This is a genomic window from Streptomyces sp. NBC_01089 (genome assembly GCF_045162975.1).
In the GTDB taxonomy this organism is placed as follows: Bacteria; Actinomycetota; Actinomycetes; order Streptomycetales; family Streptomycetaceae; genus Streptomyces.
The window spans coordinates 5,353,540-5,369,115 of the sequence record NZ_CP108660.1; the positions used below are offsets into that span (position 1 = coordinate 5,353,540).

Consider the following 15,576-nt stretch of genomic DNA (forward strand, 5'->3'; position numbering starts at 1 on the left):
GGGGGTCGTAGTGGGCAAACCGGTTGAAGGTGGCAGCGGTGGGGACTTCTCAGGGATCAACCCGGAGAGACTGAAGGAGACAATCAGCGCACTTGAGAGGGACCAGAAGTCGCTGCATTCCAGGGCGTCGTACTACAAGCAGCAGTTCGAGCGCTACGGTATCCCGACGGCCGGCCCGAACGGGCTGATCAAGATCGCCGGTTGGGCCGATGGCGAACTGCCCATGCTGCGCAGGCGCCATCACTTGGCGCTGAACATGGAGGTGGACTTCCCTGGCTTCAAGGGTATGACCCAGATCAACGAGGCCGACGTGAGCAAGTCCGCCGTGACACAGGCGAGAAAAGACGGCAGGGCGCTCGGCGAGGAGTTCAAGAAGGCACTGAAGAATGGAGACATGGCTTCCGAAGACCTCTTCCACGTCCTTGATGCCCACTCGAACGACGCCGACTACCTGGCGTCCTTCTACAAGGCGCTGGGGCCAGGCCAGGTGGTCTGGTTGGCCAATAAACTCGCCGACGATCATCCGTACGGCAACCGGTACGCCGACCACCCGGACCAGCGCGGCTTCGACCGCGGGGTCCTGGCCGCGACGCTGGCCAGCTTCACTCAGGTCGCAACCGAAGGCATGACGTCGAAGCAGAAGCAGGACTACTGGAACCAGTGGTTCGACAAGTTCGCCCTCGACCCGGACCACCAGGGTTTCCGGCCTGACCGGTTGATACCCCTCCTTCAAGGCGGTACTCCCGACAAGGACTTTCTGGTGGCACTGGGCGACAGGGTCTTCAACGAGAAGTCCCGGACGCATGAGAATCAGTTTATGAACGGATCTGACCAAGGTCCATGGAACAACGACCACTTCTCGCAGCTGTTCACCGCTCTATTCAAGAATCCCGCGGCAGCGGGAGAGTGGATGGAACACAACCCCAAGGTTGTGGACGACGGCATCTACCCGGGCGGGATAGCGCACAGCAACCCGGAGCGAGAGAAGGCGTTCTTCAAGGTATTGCAGGCCGGCACTATCGGGCTCGGAAAGACGAACTCCGCACTTTCCGAGAAGAATACGGCAATGCTCGTCATAAATAACTTCCATCACCAGAAGGACGATAACCTCAAGGGGCTTCACGCGCTTCCCGGTGCTCAGGTGCTGTACTCCGAGCTCATGGCGAAGAATTGGACGGCCATGGAGGGCGCCATCACCTCTCCGGCTCAGGAAGGATACTGGGATTCGGACAAGTGGGACTACAAAGCGTTCAGTAAGAGCCAGAACCCTGACACTCCCGGCATCGAAGTGTCGCCCGACGTCTGGCAGGCCTTTATGCAGGAGTCGATCCGTGAGCCGCATGCTGCGGGAGCAATGAGTGCACTGTTTGATTCGAACCAGAAAAAGTATACGCACCTGACAACGCTCACTAAGACGTCGGACGATGAGGCGAAGTCCTTCAACGCCTTCAAGCAAGGACTGATGGGCAACTTCTATGCAACCGCCTACGACGCTACGGACAAGGCGCTCGGCGATGACGCGCAGGCGTGGGCTGACGGCGTCAATGGCTTCAGGAACGCACTGATCGACGGTGCGCTTACCGTTGGTGGGGGTGCGGCGGGGGGTGCAGGTCTGACCGGCTCCGCGGCTGCTGCGACCGGTATCGGACAGGACCTCGCGACAGGGCTGTTGACCGACTGGGTGAAAGACGAGATCGCAGTGAAGCCGAGTGATGCTCCGAAGGATCTGCTCGGCGCCATCAAGGCGTTGAAGGAGAACAAGCCGAAGAACAACTGGCAGAGCGCATTCGGTAGCAAGGTAGAGGTCCTGGCCGAAGAGAACTTCGATCCACATAAGATTCCAGAATTTGGACCGGTGAGCTACCACGAGCCCCATAAGAAACGACACACATACACGGGAAACCCTTGGGGGGACCCGAAGTACATCACGTCATCCAAGAATGACTTCGTCAAGGCAATCAAGGACAACGACGGCGAAGTCGACGTCAGTAAGATGACACCTCAGCAACGGGAGTCGTACAGCCGCTGGCTCGCGGACCCCGCGGTCGTAGCCAAGTTCGGGCACGACAAGGTCTGGTTGCAGGTGCTGGGCCAGAGGTAGGAACTGCTGAAGTTCGGTCTGTGTGGAGGGGCACCTCAGGAGCCCCTGTAGTCCCTCTGCACGACCTGCCAAGCGACGAAGCCGTCAGCGGGTGACGGACGGACCTCGAAATAGAAATTGTCGCCGCCGGTGAAGGCGAACGAATTCGTCCTGCGATTGCAAACAATGTCGCTGTCCCCGTTTGCCCCGGTACTCTCCGCCTTGAAGTGCATCACGGCCGTACCCGCGCCGGCGCAGACGATCTCCAGGACGTACCGCTCACCCCACCGCAGCTTCGTCGCCTTGCGGCGTGTCACGCCGTCCTTCGCCAGTGCACCGCCATGCATTGCCGCCTTCCCCTTTGGAAGCGCAGCCTCGGCCTGCTTGCGGAGTTGTGTATCGCTCAGGGTCGTTGAGGGTGACGGACTGGGCGTGGAATTGGTCGCGGGAGGCGAGGAAGCCCCGCTCTTAGGCTCGGTATCACTGGACGTACAGGCGGCAGTTGTCAGGACCAGGATGACGGTGGTCCCGAGAGCAAGCGCGCCTATCCGAAGCTTCCGGTTCAGTATGCTGAGCATCACTGCGGTAACTTTCCTCGTGGACGTCGACATCGGGTGATGGTACGAATCGCCGGGGCGATCAGAACGGTGATGCCACGGGGCGTCCCTCCTGCAGGTCGGCATCGTTGGCCCGGCCCCGCATCATCGCGGTACCCGTCCCAGATTGTTTCACGCTCTGGCAACGGCCGCGACGATCCGCGACAACACATCCCGCCTCTCCCTGGCCTGCCTGCTGGTGGTCCACAACTGAGCAACCATCGGTCCCGTTTCGTGATCCGTTGACGTCGCTGTCGTAGGCAGCCTCTGTCTCCTTCGCGAACCGCCGGCTCACCTGGTGGGTGGCGCTGCACGAGGGATCTCGCGGTCTGGGGCAGCGCTACTACGTCCAGGCCCTGCATCTGGCGGGACGAGCCACGGACCATGTCACGTAATGGCATACCCTGCGCGGGATGTCGTTGCAGGCGTCGAATCTCGGCCATGGTGCGCTCGCGTTGGAATTCGCCAATTCTGCGGCCGAGGCTCTACCGCAAGCAGGCCCGCGTGAAGAAGGTCGAGGAGATGCTGCCGCATACGTGGATCGGCCCGGAATCCGACGCCTGGCGGACCGGCCTACGAGGGGGTACGAAGCGACTCAAGGCCCTCTTCGCTCCTTTTCCTGCGGAGGAGAAGGAGCTGGTGGAGGAGGCTCACAAGGAGCAAACGGAGCTAGACAAAAAAATTCACGGGCAGTCTGACGGCCCTCGACCATTCATAAACCCGGCCGGTACGTACTGGACGCGACGTCCGCAGGGCGACGAGATCCGGCGCGTACGCGTGTCCTTCACTGCTCCGGCCGGCAGCTTGTATTGGCCGGAGGCGCGGTGCCGGGCGGAGCGCCAGTGGGTCACGCGACGGAGGGGCGGGGGCTTGCTGCCGAGCTTGGTCGGTCCCTCGGTGGTCAGGGTGTCCGCGATCTGCTAGAGGCTCTGTCCCTCGTTGCGTAGTCCTTCGGCGTGGGCCCGCCTGCTTCCTCTGCTGTGTGTTCGGTCAACCCCTTCTTCTGCGCCCGCATCTCGTATCGGGGCGCACCGCCGCGTAGCCGCCGGCCTCGGCCTTCGAAGCTGTGGTCGTCCTTGAGACGCTTTCGGATGAGGCCGCGCTCCAGCTCCGCGAACGCGTCGCGTATCTGCCGTATCGACTTCCGTGTCGGGTTGTCTTCGTAGACCTGAAGATGCTCGCCGTGGTCGGCAGTGAATACGCGTCCACCATGAGCCCACACGCTGGCGAGTAGGCTGACCTTGAAGCCAGCTCGCGGGCGAGACGGTCGGGGGTGAGGGGAGTGTGCCGTCGGCGGACATGTGCGGTCTCTGCTCGGCTCAGTGCACGTCGGTTGGACAGAAACCTTCAATCGTGACGATGTCGGAGTCGCGGATTTTGCTGACGCTGTCCGAGTATTCAGCGAGCGAGGCTCAATGCCGGAGACACCAGGGCTCGCTGAGTAGCGTGGTAATCACTCCGTGGTGGTACCGGGCGGAACGCTCCGGGTTTGCCGTCAACCGTATTCTGTCTCAACAGAGTTGGTTTCAGGGCAGGCGCCTGCAGCGGAGGTGAACCGGTGGCAGGGCGTCCCGCTGGCGCAGGACTTCGGCCTGATTGCGACCATGCCTCTTGGGGTCGTGACACCGCGTTGGTGTCACCGTGCGGTCACGGATAGCGTTGGATGCTTACCTACCCTTTACCCTTTACCCCTTCGGGAGACCCAGAGTGAACCGCCCGACCCGGCTCGTGACTCTTGCGCTCAGCGCGTCCGCCGCCCTGCTCCTGACTGCCTGCGGCTCAGGGGGCGGTAGCGACTCGGCCCCGGGCAAGATCAAGGGGGCTGATGGTGCGAGCGGGAAGGCATCGGCTCCGGCCGGCGATGCGACGTCGGCGGCGCCCGGTGGGGCCAAGCGGCCGGTGATCACGTTCCCGGGTGACTTCCGGGCGGACTTCGAGGGCTGGACGAACAGCGACCCGAAGCTTCAAGCCATTCTGAATGACGGCCGGGAACAGCTGAAGTCCGAATACGCGGCCATCATTGCGGCTGATCCGACGCCGACCCCCGACGCGGTGGCGTTCTACAATTCGGGCGCTTCTCTCGCGTCAACTCGCAAGTGGATCAAGAGCTACGTCGACACTGACGACAGCCTGACCGGGAAGATCAGGGTCTTCTCGCCGCAGGTTCAAATCAATGACACTGGTTCGGGCGTGCTCTTCTACTGCGTGGACGAGGGCAAGGCGTACACCAAGAATCGCAAGACCAAGAAGGTGACGGGCACCCCTGATGACGTCAATCCGAAACTCCAGTACCGCACCACACTGAACAAGACGTCCCAGGGAGTGTGGAAGACCGTAACCCTGGAGACCGCCCGGGGGGGCATGCAAGTGATGCGCGCCTCGACGTACGCGTACGGAGCGCTGGTGTCGTGTTTGGCCCTCGCTCTTGCGTCACCTGTGGCGTATGCGATCGGGGACAAGCATGACAACGGGCCCGTGAAGCCTCCAGCCGGTCCCTCCGGTGATGCCTCCAGCAACACGCTGACCGCGGCCGTCGGTACCAGCAGTATCAGGGTCAGGCAACTGAGTGGAGGGCCCGGCGGCAGTGCCCCCAGAGCTCTTGCGCCGGTGGATCCCAACTGGAAGCCCCCGGCGTGCTGATACGAGCCGGTCGCGACCCCCGGGCAGCTGAAGTCCGCTGTGGACCAGCTCAAGAAAGGCGGGGACTTGGTGCAGGTCACGCCCTCGCTCAGCTGGGGAGAGGACCTGATGGTGAACAGCTACGAGAAGGGCAAATCGCCTGGCCCGGGTGAGGCGAGCTACAAGAACTACAACATGGGTAAGGACGGGATGTTCTGGCGTGGGGTCATGAACAAGGACATGGTGAGCGACATGGCGTCCTACAGCTGTGAGCGCACTCTGTTCTGGCAGGACGCCAACACCGTCCCCCAGGACAAGCACGCCCCCACCCCTGAAGTCCTCGCCGCCTACGCCTACGACCGGATCAACGTCCCGGACACGAAGTTCGAGCTCAAGCCGGCTGCCAAGTCCACCGTGAATCTGCCGACTTGGGTGTGGTCAGGCAAGGGGCGGTTCCAGGACGTCAAGGTGCGTGCCGAGTTGCCGCATACGGATCTGTGGGCCGAGACGACCGCCAAGCCGGTCAGCCTTCACCTGGAGGCCGGGACGCCGGACGCGGAGACGTACCCCGCGTCCGGCGAGTGCGCCATCAATGGCGACGGCAGTATCGGCGCCCCCTACAGCACGGGGGACGCGGACAGGACGCCCCCGTGCGGCGTCACCTATCTGCGGGCGACCGACGGCAGGCCGTATCGGTTGCGGGCATCCGTGACCTGGGAGATCTCGTGGACAGGGTCGGGCGGGGCCGGCGGGGATCTCCCCGACGGAACCTTTGAGTCGACCCGCGACATGGACGTCCAGGAGATCCAGTCCGTCAACCGCTGACTCGCGGCCACGGCAGGAAAGCCCCCGACGGGGAACGCCACAACGGGCCCCCGCGCGAGGGGGAGGCTCAGTGGCGGTTCAGGTCCGTCACTGCCTCCGCCCCCGCCGTCCCGCCACTGGTCACTCGACGACCCGCACCGCCCCCGAAGGGCAGAGCATGCCGGCCTCGCGTGCTGCGGCGTGGTGTGCGTCGTCCGGGTCGTTGGTCAGTACCGCCACCAGGCCGTCGTCGTCCTGGTCGAAGAGCCCCGGTGCCGTCAGGGCGCACAGGCCCGCGCCCACGCAGACCTCCCGGTCGGCCGTCACGCGCATGGTTGCTCCTTTCGCCGTGGTCACCAGGTGACCGGGAGTTCGTTCACGCCCTGGATCGTCGTACCCGGACGCAGGGTCAGCCGGTCGACCGGCACCGTCAGGCGCAGGTTCGGCAGGCGTTCGATCAGCGCCGTGAGGATGATCTCCAGTTCGAGGCGGGCCAGGTTCTGGCCGAGGCACTGGTGGACCCCGTAGCCGAACGCCAGGTGGTGGCGTGCCTCGCGGTGTACGTCGAAGGCGTCCGGGTCGGCGAAGACCGAACTGTCCCGGTTGGCTATGGAATTGGTGACGATGACACCCTCGCCCGCCCGGATGAGCTGCCCGTCGATCTCGATGTCGGCCGTCGCGATGCGCGCCCCTGCGATGTCCGCGATCGCCAGATAGCGCAGCAGCTCCTCCACCGCACCCGGCACCAGTGACGGATCGGCGCGCAACGCCTCGTACTGGTCGGGGTGTTCGAGGAGTGTGATGACGCTGAGCGAGGTCATCGACGCCGTCGTCTCGTGGCCCGCCACCAGCAGCAGGATGGCCGTCGCCACCAGCTCGGCGCGGTCGATCGTGCCCTTCTCCAGCTGCTCCGTGACCAGCGTGCTGAGCAGGCCGGGGCCGGGCTCGCTGCGCAGGGTGTCCACCAGGCCGCCGAGGTACTCCTCCAGCTCGTCCCGGGCGGCCAGGGATCCCGCCGCGTCCGGTGACTGGATCAGCCGCCTGCTGGCGTCCTGGAAGTAGTCGTGGTCGGCGTAGGGCACGCCGAGCAGCCGGCAGATCACCATGGACGGCACGGGCAGCGCGAACTGGCTGACGAGGTCGCCGGTCGGCCCCGAGGCGATCATCTTGTCCAGGAAGTCGTGCACGATCTGCTCGATGTCGGCCCGCATGCCCTTGATGCGCCGGACGGTGAACTCGCTGATCGTCATACGCCGCTTCGCCCCGTGCTCGGGCGGGTCCATGCCGATGAAGGCCGGCTGGCGCTGCTTGAAGCCCATCACGCGCTCGGAGGTCGCGGGGAAGGAGTCGTGCGCCCGGTCGGACGAGAGCCGGGGGTCGGACAGCAGCTTCCGCGCGGTGTCGTACCGGGTCACCAGCCAAGCCTGCCGGCCGTCGTAGAGGGTCACCTGCTGCAGTGATCCCTCCCGGTCCCGCAGCTCGTTGTACTGGTCGGGGAGGTGGTAGGGGCAGGTGCGGTTGCTGGGGAAGGCGGGTGCACCTGACGGGGGCGTCGTAACGGTCTCGGTCATCGTTCCCTCGATGTGCTCGACGCTTAAAGAACGGTCAGTTCTCTAATTGGAGGCTAGGCTGACTCGTCCGAGGTCCACAACGGGTGTTTCGACAAATGGCTGGGAGTCATGCCTCCAACCAACGAGGACGCGCCGGACCGGACGGTCGGCGACCATCGCAGAAACCCTCGCCGCCGAGGGGAGGAGCTGGAGAACGCCATCCTCACGGCGACCGTCGAAGAACTCGCCGACGTCGGTTACGCCGGACTGACGATGGAGCGCGTGGCCGCACGGGCCCGTACGGGCAAGGCCACCCTCTACCGGCGGTGGCCAGGCCGCGCCGAGCTCGTCATCGACGCCTGCGCCGTCCACCGCCTGTCCGACGCCGAACTGCCCGATACGGGATCCCTGCGCTCCGACGTCTTCGCCGCGTTACGGCAGCTCTCCGCCAGGCTGTCCACCTCGCACGGAGACATCCTCCGCGGGCTGCTGACCGAGGCCATGCACGACCCCGAATTCGCCCGGCTGGTCCGCGAACGGATCCACACCGCGGGCCCTGGCCCGATCCAGGACGTCCTGTGGCGCGCCGTCACCCGCGGCGAGCTCGAACCGTGGGTCCCCGCCTCGCGGCGGGCCACAGTGGCGGCCGACCTCCTCCGCAACCACTACCTGCTCTTCGGGGCCCCCATCCCGGACGACGTCATCACCGAGATCGTCGACGACGTCTACCTTCCCCTTCTCCTCGCGCCACCGAGTGTCTCGCCGGGCTCGGTACCGGGCTCGGCACCGGGTGTCCCGCCAGGTGACGGGCCCGGCGCCCCGGATGCTTAGGGGCGGGCCGGACCCGGACCCCGTTCCGGTCCTGGGCCGGTCGTGCCAGCGGGCCGTCGTCGGCGAGCGGGGCGCCGCCCCCGCCGCCCCCGCGGCTTTGGCTGAATCGTTCGCATAGCGCGTTCACAGGACGCGTTCACAGGACGCGTTCACAGGGCGTGCGCACGGGACGCGGTCACAGGACACGCGTACGTGGCGCGGCCGTACGGCGGGGCACATGGTGCCCTCACCGCCGCCGCCCGCCCGTGGCCGCGCACAGCACCAGGGCGAGCGCCGCCGCCGATGTGGGGACCGCGTAGCCGGCGGTGGGGTTCAGGCGTTCCACGACCCAGCCCGCCGTCGCCGAGCCTGTGGCTATACCGCCCAGGAGCGCCGTGACGGACAGGGTCATGCCCTCGTTCAACTGGCCCTGTGGCGTGATGCGTTGGACCAGGGTCATCCCGGTGACCATCGTCGGTGCGGTGGCCGCGCCCGCCAGGAGCAGGGCGGCCGCCAGGGCGAGCAGGGAGCCGGTGGCCGATGCCGCGAGGAGTGGGCCCGTCATCAGCAGCGTCATGGCGGCGAGGCAGCCGAGCAGGCGCCGCCGTACGTGCTGTGCCGGGCGCACCGATCCGTACAGCAGGCCCGCCGCGCAGGAGCCGGCCGCCTGGAACGCGAGGACCGCCCCCGCCGCCGAGCGGTGTCCCTGGGCGTCGGCGAAGGCGATGGTCGTCACCTCCATGGCGCCGAACACCGCACCGGTCGCGAGGAGGACGGCGATCAGCGACGGGAATCCGGGGGTGCGCAGCGGGGAGCGGGTCGCGGTCGTACGGGGTGCCGCGGGCGGTTCCGTGGTGCGCTGGGCGGCGAAGATCAGTACGCCGGTGACCAGCAGTACGGCTCCCACCAGGGTGCCCGCCTCCGGGAAGAGCGACGAGCAGAGGAACGCCGCCACCACCGGACCGAGCATGAAGCAGAGCTCGTCCACGGCCTGTTCGAAGGAGTTGGCGGTGTGCAGGGTCTCCGGGTCCCCGCGGTGCAGATGTGCCCAGCGGGCCCGGGACATTCCGCCGGTGTTGGGGGTGGTGGCCGTGGCCGCGTAGGCGGCGAAGAGCGTCCAGCCTGGTGCGTCGTACCGGACGCAGAGCAGGAGGGCCAGCGAGCCGAGCGCCGCCAGCAGGGTGGCGGGTACGGCGACCCTGGCCTGGCCGAAACGGTCGACCAGGCGCGCCGTCCACGGGCCGACGACCGCGGTGGCGGCGAGGCCGGTGGCGGTGACGCTCCCGGCGAGCGCGTACGAGCCGCGTGCTCCGGCGATCATGATCACGGCGCTGACGCTGAACATCCCCATGGGGAGCCGGGCGATGAGGTTGCCCGCGGTGAAGGCGCGGGCGCCGGGGGTGGCCAGCAGCGTGCGGTAGGGGGCGAGGGTACGGCCGCCCGTGGTACGTGAGGTGGTGGCGGCCGTGGGGGCGTGGGTGCGGGTGGGTTCCGGCTCCATGCGCATCAGCCTCCCGGGGCGGGGGTTGCGCGGTCCAACACCTGTTCGGGGCCCATTGACGCGGCTGCGTTGTAAATTCGGCGGATGCCCCCGCGTCTCCCGGACATCGAGCCCCGTCTGCTGCGTGCCTTCGTCGCGGTCGCGGAGGATCTGCATTTCACCCGCGCCGCCGCCCGCCTCTATGTGGCGCAGCAGGCACTGAGCCGTGATGTACGGCGTGTGGAGCGGGAGTTGGGCGTCGACCTGTTCGTCAGGACCACCCGGCAGGTGTCGCTCACGACTGACGGGGCGCGGCTGCTGCCGTACGCGCGGCGGGTGCTCGCGGCGTACGACGAGCTGGCGGCGGCCTGGACCCATGACGAGCGGCCCCTGCTGGTCGATGTGGGCGCCCCGGTCGGTACGGCCTCCCAACTGCTTGCGCGGGTACGTGAGGTGGCGCCCGACATCGAGTTCGTGGCCCGTTTTCACAGTGGGCTCACCGGGGCGGCGGCGGAGATCGTGGCGGGCCGGCTCGACGTCTCGGCCGGCCGTATCGCCGGACTCGCCCCGGAGGTCGTCGAGCTGCTCGACCACCGGCCGGTCCGGTTCGAACGGATGGCGGTCCTGCTGCCCGGCGAACACCCCCTCGCCTCCCTCGACGAGGTTCCGCTGGCCGCGCTGGCGGGGGAGACGCTGTACGCGGCAGCGGGAAATCCGGCCACCGCGGAGTGGACCGATCTGGCGGCGCGGCTGTTCGCCGGGCGGGGGATCGTGCTGGCCGAACCCTTCCCGGAGATCGACGGCCCGGAGGAGTTCGCACGCGTGATTCGCAAACGCCGCTGGTCGGTGCTGGCGAGTACGGAGTTCATCGGGGTCCCGGGCATGGTGCTGCGCCCTCTGGTCGATCCCGTACCCCTGTCACCGGTCTCGCTCGTCTGGCGAAAATCCTTGCGACACCCGGGACTCCGTGCCCTTCACCAGGTGATTGACGAGGGTGTGGCCGCCCATCGCTGGCTGGATATGCCCGCCGGGGCCTGGTTGCCTGCCGTGGACATGGCGATGTGCGGGCAGATCAGGAGCCCATATGAGCAACTGTGAACATCCGTCCTGAAGTGGCTTGAAGCTGCGCTAGATTCGCCCACCGGACGAGCGAGGCAGGGGGTGCGCGGGCCTGAGTGGGGACTCGGTCCGGCGGTATTCGTCCGGTCAATGGTGTGCGGTGAATCGACCTTGGGGGGATGTGTGGACAGTGGTGGAAAAATGGCGAGAAGACGCCCGTTTCGGGCAGATGTATGAGCCGCATGAGGTGACGGTCCAACTGGACGGACTGGGGCGGGAGTTGCCCACGCCAGGTGTACGTTCCGGGCTGGACGGCGGGGATGCGACTCCGGTCAACGACGGCCCCGTCTTCGTCGACGTGAGTGGGCGAAGGGGCCGGAAGTACCGGCGTATCGGCTGGCTGCTCGCCTTCGCCTGTGCCTCGTACGCGGTGCTGCTGGTGTTCACCGTGGTCGGCGGGGATTCCACCGCGCCCTGGCTGCTGATCCCCGGGCCCGCCACCGGCAAGAAGGCGGACACCGCCAGGACTCCGGCCGGGCCCGTGGCGTCCCGGGCCCCGGGGGCGGGTACACCGGGAGCCACTCCGGCGCCCGGTCCGGTGGACGACGTGTCCACCGATGCGCCAGAACCGGCCACCGCCGTATCCCAGGGGGTATGGGCCGTGGCCCCGCGCCCGGACACCCCGGTCGCCCCGCCTGGCAGAGCCGTCAAGGGTGCCGGAGCCGCCGCCTCCCGCGCGCCCGGCACGTCCGGCAAGCCCGCGCCGCCCGCCGGGGCCCCCGGCGACGGTTCCACGGATCCGGCGGCCGGGGTGTCCGCTCCGCCGTCCGGTGCGGGCGGCGGCGGCCACACGCCGCCCCCGTCCGCACCGGCCCCTTCGGACAGCGCGACCGCGCCGACCGGACCCCAGCAGTCCGCACCCGCAGAGAGCACACCGTAAGCAAAATGAGAACCGTCCGAACTGCGGAGGCCGCCCGCGCCAAGCGCTCGCTCCGGCTCCGGCCGCCCATGCGGTATCTCCTGCCGCTGCTCCTGCTCCTGGCGCTCTTCGGCGTGCTGGTGATGCGCGGCTACGTCCACAGCGAGATCGTCGCCGACCACCGGGTCAGGCCGCCGGCCCCCACCGGCGACGTCCCCGGCCACATCCTCGACGGGGGCCCGGTCATCGACGCCCGGGGCAAGGGCGAGCCGACCAGCCTGCGCATCCCCGACCACCGGATCGTCCTGACCTTCGACGACGGACCCGATCCGGAGTGGACCCCGAAGGTCCTCGACGAGCTGAAGAAGTACCACGCGCACGCCGTCTTCTTCGTCACCGGCACCATGGCCTCCCGCTATCCGGCCCTGGTCAGGCGCATGGTCGACGAGGGGCACGAGGTCGGCGTGCACACCTTCAACCACCCCGACCTCTCGTACCAGTCGAAGAGCCGTATCGACCGGGAGCTCTCCCAGACCCAGCTGGCCCTCGCGGGCGCCGCCGGAATCCGCTCCTCGCTCTTCCGGCCGCCCTACTCGTCGTTCGCCGACGCGCTGGACGACAAGAACTGGCCGGTCGTGAAGTACATCGGCAGCCGCGGCTACATCACCGTCCTCGACTCCATCGACAGCGAGGACTGGCAGCGGCCCGGCGTCCCCACGATCCTGCGCAACGCCACCCCCGAGGGCGGCCGGGGCGCGGTCGTCCTCATGCACGACTCGGGCGGCAACCGCGCCCAGACCGTCGCCGCGCTCGGCCGCTATCTGCCCGAACTCCAGCGCAAGGGGTACGAGTTCGCCAGCCTCACCGACGCACTGGGCGCGCCGTCCGCGCAGACGCCGGTCAGCGGGGCCGAGCTGTGGCGCGGCAAGGCGTTCGTCTTCGCCGTCGGGCTCTCCGACGACATCTCCGGCATCCTGATCGGCTGCCTCGCCGTCGTCGGTGTGCTGGTGTTCGCCCGCTTCGGGCTGATGCTGGTGCTCTCCTTCCGGCACGCCCGCAAGGTCCGCGCACCGGGCTTCCGCTGGGGGCCGCCGGTCACCGAACCCGTATCGGTGCTGGTCCCCGCGTACAACGAGAGCGCCTGCATCGTCAGTACGGTCCGGTCGCTCGCCGGGAGCGACCACCCCGTCGAGGTCGTCGTCATCGACGACGGCTCGTCCGACGGGACGGCCGATCTCGTGGAAGCGCTGCGGCTGCCCGACGTCCGGGTGGTGCGCCAGCGCAACGCGGGCAAGGCCGCCGCGCTCAACAACGGCATCGCACACGCCCGGCACGGCCTCATCGTGATGATGGACGGCGACACCGTCTTCGAGGCGGCCACCGTGCGCGAACTGGTGCAGCCCTTCGGCGACCCGGCGGTCGGCGCGGTCGCGGGGAACGCCAAGGTCGGCAACAGGGACAGCCTCATCGGCGCCTGGCAGCACATCGAGTATGTGATGGGCTTCAACCTGGACCGCCGGATGTACGACGTGCTGGGCTGCATGCCCACCATCCCCGGAGCCGTCGGCGCCTTCCGCAGGGCCGCACTCGACCGCGTCGGCGGGCTGAGCGAGGACACCCTCGCCGAGGACACCGACATCACGATGGCGCTGCACCGCGACGGCTGGCGCGTGGTCTACGCGGAGAACGCCCGCGCCTGGACCGAGGCCCCTTCGAGCGTCCAGCAGCTCTGGTCGCAGCGCTACCGCTGGTCGTACGGCACGATGCAGGCGATCTGGAAGCACCGCAGGGCCCTGGTCGAGAGGGGGCCATCCGGGCGGTTCGGCCGGGTCGGGCTGCCGCTGGTCGCGCTCTTCATGGTGCTGGCGCCGCTGCTGGCCCCGCTCATCGACGTCTTCCTGCTGTACGGGCTGATCTTCGGCCCCACGGAGAGGACCGCGCTCGCCTGGCTGGCCGTGCTCTGCGTCCAGGGGGTGTGCGCCGGGTACGCGTTCCGGCTCGACCGCGAACGGATGCGCCACCTGGTCTCGTTGCCGCTCCAGCAGATCCTGTACCGGCAGCTGATGTACGTCGTGCTGCTCCAGTCGTGGATCACCGCTCTCACGGGCGGGCGGCTGCGCTGGCAGAAGCTGCGCCGTACCGGAGAGGTCGCGGCCCCGGGCACACTGCCCGCACCGCGCCCGGCCGCTGCGGGCGGCGGTGACACGGGTGATGCCGGTGGCGGTGACGGCCGTGGGGCGAGCGGCGGTGCGGGCGCCGGCCGTACGAGCGGTGGTGCGGGCAGCCGTACCGGCGAGAACCGGAGCCCCGTCGCATGACCGCCACCACACCGGCGCCCGGGCCGGCTGTCCCCGGTCCCGGGGCCGCAGTCCCGGAAGCCGCACCCGGCATGGGGACCGGCCCCGGTACCGGCCCCAGCCTCGGTACTGGCCCCGGCCTCGGTACCGGCCCCGATACCAGCCCCGGACCCGGCCGCGACCGCTATCTCGATCTGCTGCGGACCGCCGCCCTCGTCCGTGTCGTCTTCTACCACCTGTTCGGCTGGGCCTGGCTGTCGGTCGTCTTCCCCTCCATGGGCGTCATGTTCGCGCTCGCGGGCTCCCTGATGGCCCGCTCCCTGAGCCGCCCCGCCCTGGAGGTGATCCGGGGCAGGCTCCGCCGGCTGCTGCCGCCGATGTGGGCGTTCGGCGCGCTGATGCTGGGGATGATGGTGTACGCCGGGTGGCGGCCCTCCGTCACCAAGGTGCTGCTCTACCTCGTACCGGTCGGCGCCCCGCCCTACCCCGACGCGCTCGGCTCCCCGTCCGGCCTGCTGGACCTGGACTGGCCCGACCAGGCGGTGGGCCCGCTCTGGTATCTGCGCGCCTACCTCTGGTTCGTGCTGCTGTCCCCCCTGCTGCTGCGGGCCTTCCGCAGGCTGCCCTGGCCGACGCTGCTCGCCCCGCTCGCGCTGACCGCGGTCATCGGTACGGGGGTGGTGACCGTGCCCGGCGAACCGGGCCTCGCCCTCACCGACTTCGCGGTCTACGGCTCCTGCTGGATCCTGGGCTTCGCCCACCAGGACGGACTGCTCAAGCAGGTGCCGCGCTACTTCCTGGTGTCCTGCGCCGTCCCCGTCATGGTCTTCGGCCTCTGGTGGGCGCACGGCCATCTCGGGCCCGACGGCTGGGACCTCAACGACATCCCGCTCGCCCAGGCCACCTGGTCGTTCGGCGCCTGCGCGCTGCTCCTCGCGTACGCCCCGTCCTGGCACCGGCTCCCGCCCGGACCGGCCCGGTTCGACCGGCTCATCACGCTCACCAACAACCGCGCCGTCACCATCTACCTCTGGCACAACGCCCTCATCATGGCCACCGTGCCGCTCATCGACCAGCTCTACAACGTGCCGTTCGCCGGGGACCGGTTCGACTCGGCGCTGACCGCCACGTACGGCGTGTGGATGTGCGTCGTGGTCTGGCCGCTCATCGCGCTGACCGTGCCGGCCGTCGGCTGGATCGAGGACCTGGCCGCCCGGCGGCGGCCACGGCTCTGGCCGGACGGCCGGACCGGCCGGGCCGCCCTTCCGGCTGGACGGTTGCGCCGTACGGGACGTAGAACGGTGGTTCGACGGCGGCGCGGTGGTCGCCCGGAGGGGGAGCGGAACACGTGAGCAGGATGCA

General features: G+C 68.3%; 12 protein-coding genes. 8 read left to right on the plus strand and 4 right to left on the minus strand.

Going from position 1 to position 15,576, the window contains the following annotated elements:
- The first annotated feature begins 10 nt into the window (after positions 1–10).
- Positions 11–2,101, plus strand: a complete 2,091-nt coding sequence (locus OG510_RS24040) for a hypothetical protein (RefSeq protein WP_406139468.1) — start codon at positions 11–13, stop codon at positions 2,099–2,101.
- Positions 2,102–2,136: 35 nt separating this feature from the next.
- On the opposite strand, the gene OG510_RS24045 is transcribed toward OG510_RS24040, so the two are convergent.
- Positions 2,137–2,691, minus strand: a complete 555-nt coding sequence (locus OG510_RS24045; RefSeq protein WP_406139470.1) for a hypothetical protein — start codon at positions 2,689–2,691, stop codon at positions 2,137–2,139.
- 1,692 nt (positions 2,692–4,383) lie between these two features.
- On the opposite strand from OG510_RS24045, the gene OG510_RS24050 reads away from it, so the two are divergent.
- Both OG510_RS24050 and OG510_RS24055 read left to right on the plus strand, forming a co-directional pair.
- Positions 4,384–5,316: a hypothetical protein gene (locus OG510_RS24050; RefSeq protein ID WP_406139471.1), complete on the plus strand. Its 933-nt coding sequence runs from the start codon at positions 4,384–4,386 to the stop codon at positions 5,314–5,316.
- Between the two features lie 39 nt (positions 5,317–5,355).
- The gene (locus tag OG510_RS24055) at positions 5,356–6,120 is read left to right on the plus strand and encodes a hypothetical protein (protein ID WP_406139472.1); all 765 of its coding nucleotides are present in this window, start codon (positions 5,356–5,358) and stop codon (positions 6,118–6,120) included.
- A 120-nt stretch (positions 6,121–6,240) separates the two neighbouring features.
- Here OG510_RS24055 and OG510_RS24060 read toward each other — a convergent pair whose 3' ends face one another.
- Complete coding sequence (locus tag OG510_RS24060; RefSeq protein ID WP_406139473.1) at positions 6,241–6,432, minus strand: ferredoxin; 192 nt, start codon at positions 6,430–6,432, stop codon at positions 6,241–6,243.
- 20 nt (positions 6,433–6,452) lie between these two features.
- Positions 6,453–7,670 carry a cytochrome P450 gene (locus OG510_RS24065; protein ID WP_406139475.1) on the minus strand — a complete coding sequence of 406 codons (1,218 nt, stop codon included), beginning with the start codon at positions 7,668–7,670 and terminating at the stop codon, positions 6,453–6,455.
- Positions 7,671–7,778: 108 nt separating this feature from the next.
- Between OG510_RS24065 and OG510_RS24070 the strand changes: the two genes are divergently transcribed.
- Positions 7,779–8,480 carry a TetR/AcrR family transcriptional regulator gene (locus OG510_RS24070; RefSeq protein ID WP_406139476.1) on the plus strand — a complete coding sequence of 234 codons (702 nt, stop codon included), beginning with the start codon at positions 7,779–7,781 and terminating at the stop codon, positions 8,478–8,480.
- A 226-nt stretch (positions 8,481–8,706) separates the two neighbouring features.
- Here the strand turns inward: OG510_RS24070 and OG510_RS24075 are convergent, their stop codons facing one another.
- Positions 8,707–9,966 carry an MFS transporter gene (locus OG510_RS24075; protein WP_406139477.1) on the minus strand — a complete coding sequence of 420 codons (1,260 nt, stop codon included), beginning with the start codon at positions 9,964–9,966 and terminating at the stop codon, positions 8,707–8,709.
- Between the two features lie 78 nt (positions 9,967–10,044).
- Between OG510_RS24075 and OG510_RS24080 the strand changes: the two genes are divergently transcribed.
- From OG510_RS24080 to OG510_RS24095, 4 genes are all read left to right on the plus strand, one after another.
- The gene (locus OG510_RS24080; protein ID WP_406139479.1) at positions 10,045–11,037 is read left to right on the plus strand and encodes a LysR family transcriptional regulator; all 993 of its coding nucleotides are present in this window, start codon (positions 10,045–10,047) and stop codon (positions 11,035–11,037) included.
- Between the two features lie 208 nt (positions 11,038–11,245).
- Positions 11,246–11,938: a hypothetical protein gene (locus OG510_RS24085; RefSeq protein WP_406139481.1), complete on the plus strand. Its 693-nt coding sequence runs from the start codon at positions 11,246–11,248 to the stop codon at positions 11,936–11,938.
- Positions 11,939–12,006: 68 nt separating this feature from the next.
- Positions 12,007–14,235, plus strand: coding sequence for a glycosyltransferase (locus OG510_RS24090; RefSeq protein WP_406142517.1), 2,229 nt, complete (start codon positions 12,007–12,009; stop codon positions 14,233–14,235).
- Positions 14,232–15,566, plus strand: coding sequence for an acyltransferase (locus tag OG510_RS24095; RefSeq protein WP_406139483.1), 1,335 nt, complete (start codon positions 14,232–14,234; stop codon positions 15,564–15,566). Before OG510_RS24090 ends, OG510_RS24095 begins: the two co-directional genes overlap by 4 nt.
- The last annotated feature ends 10 nt before the right edge of the window (positions 15,567–15,576 follow it).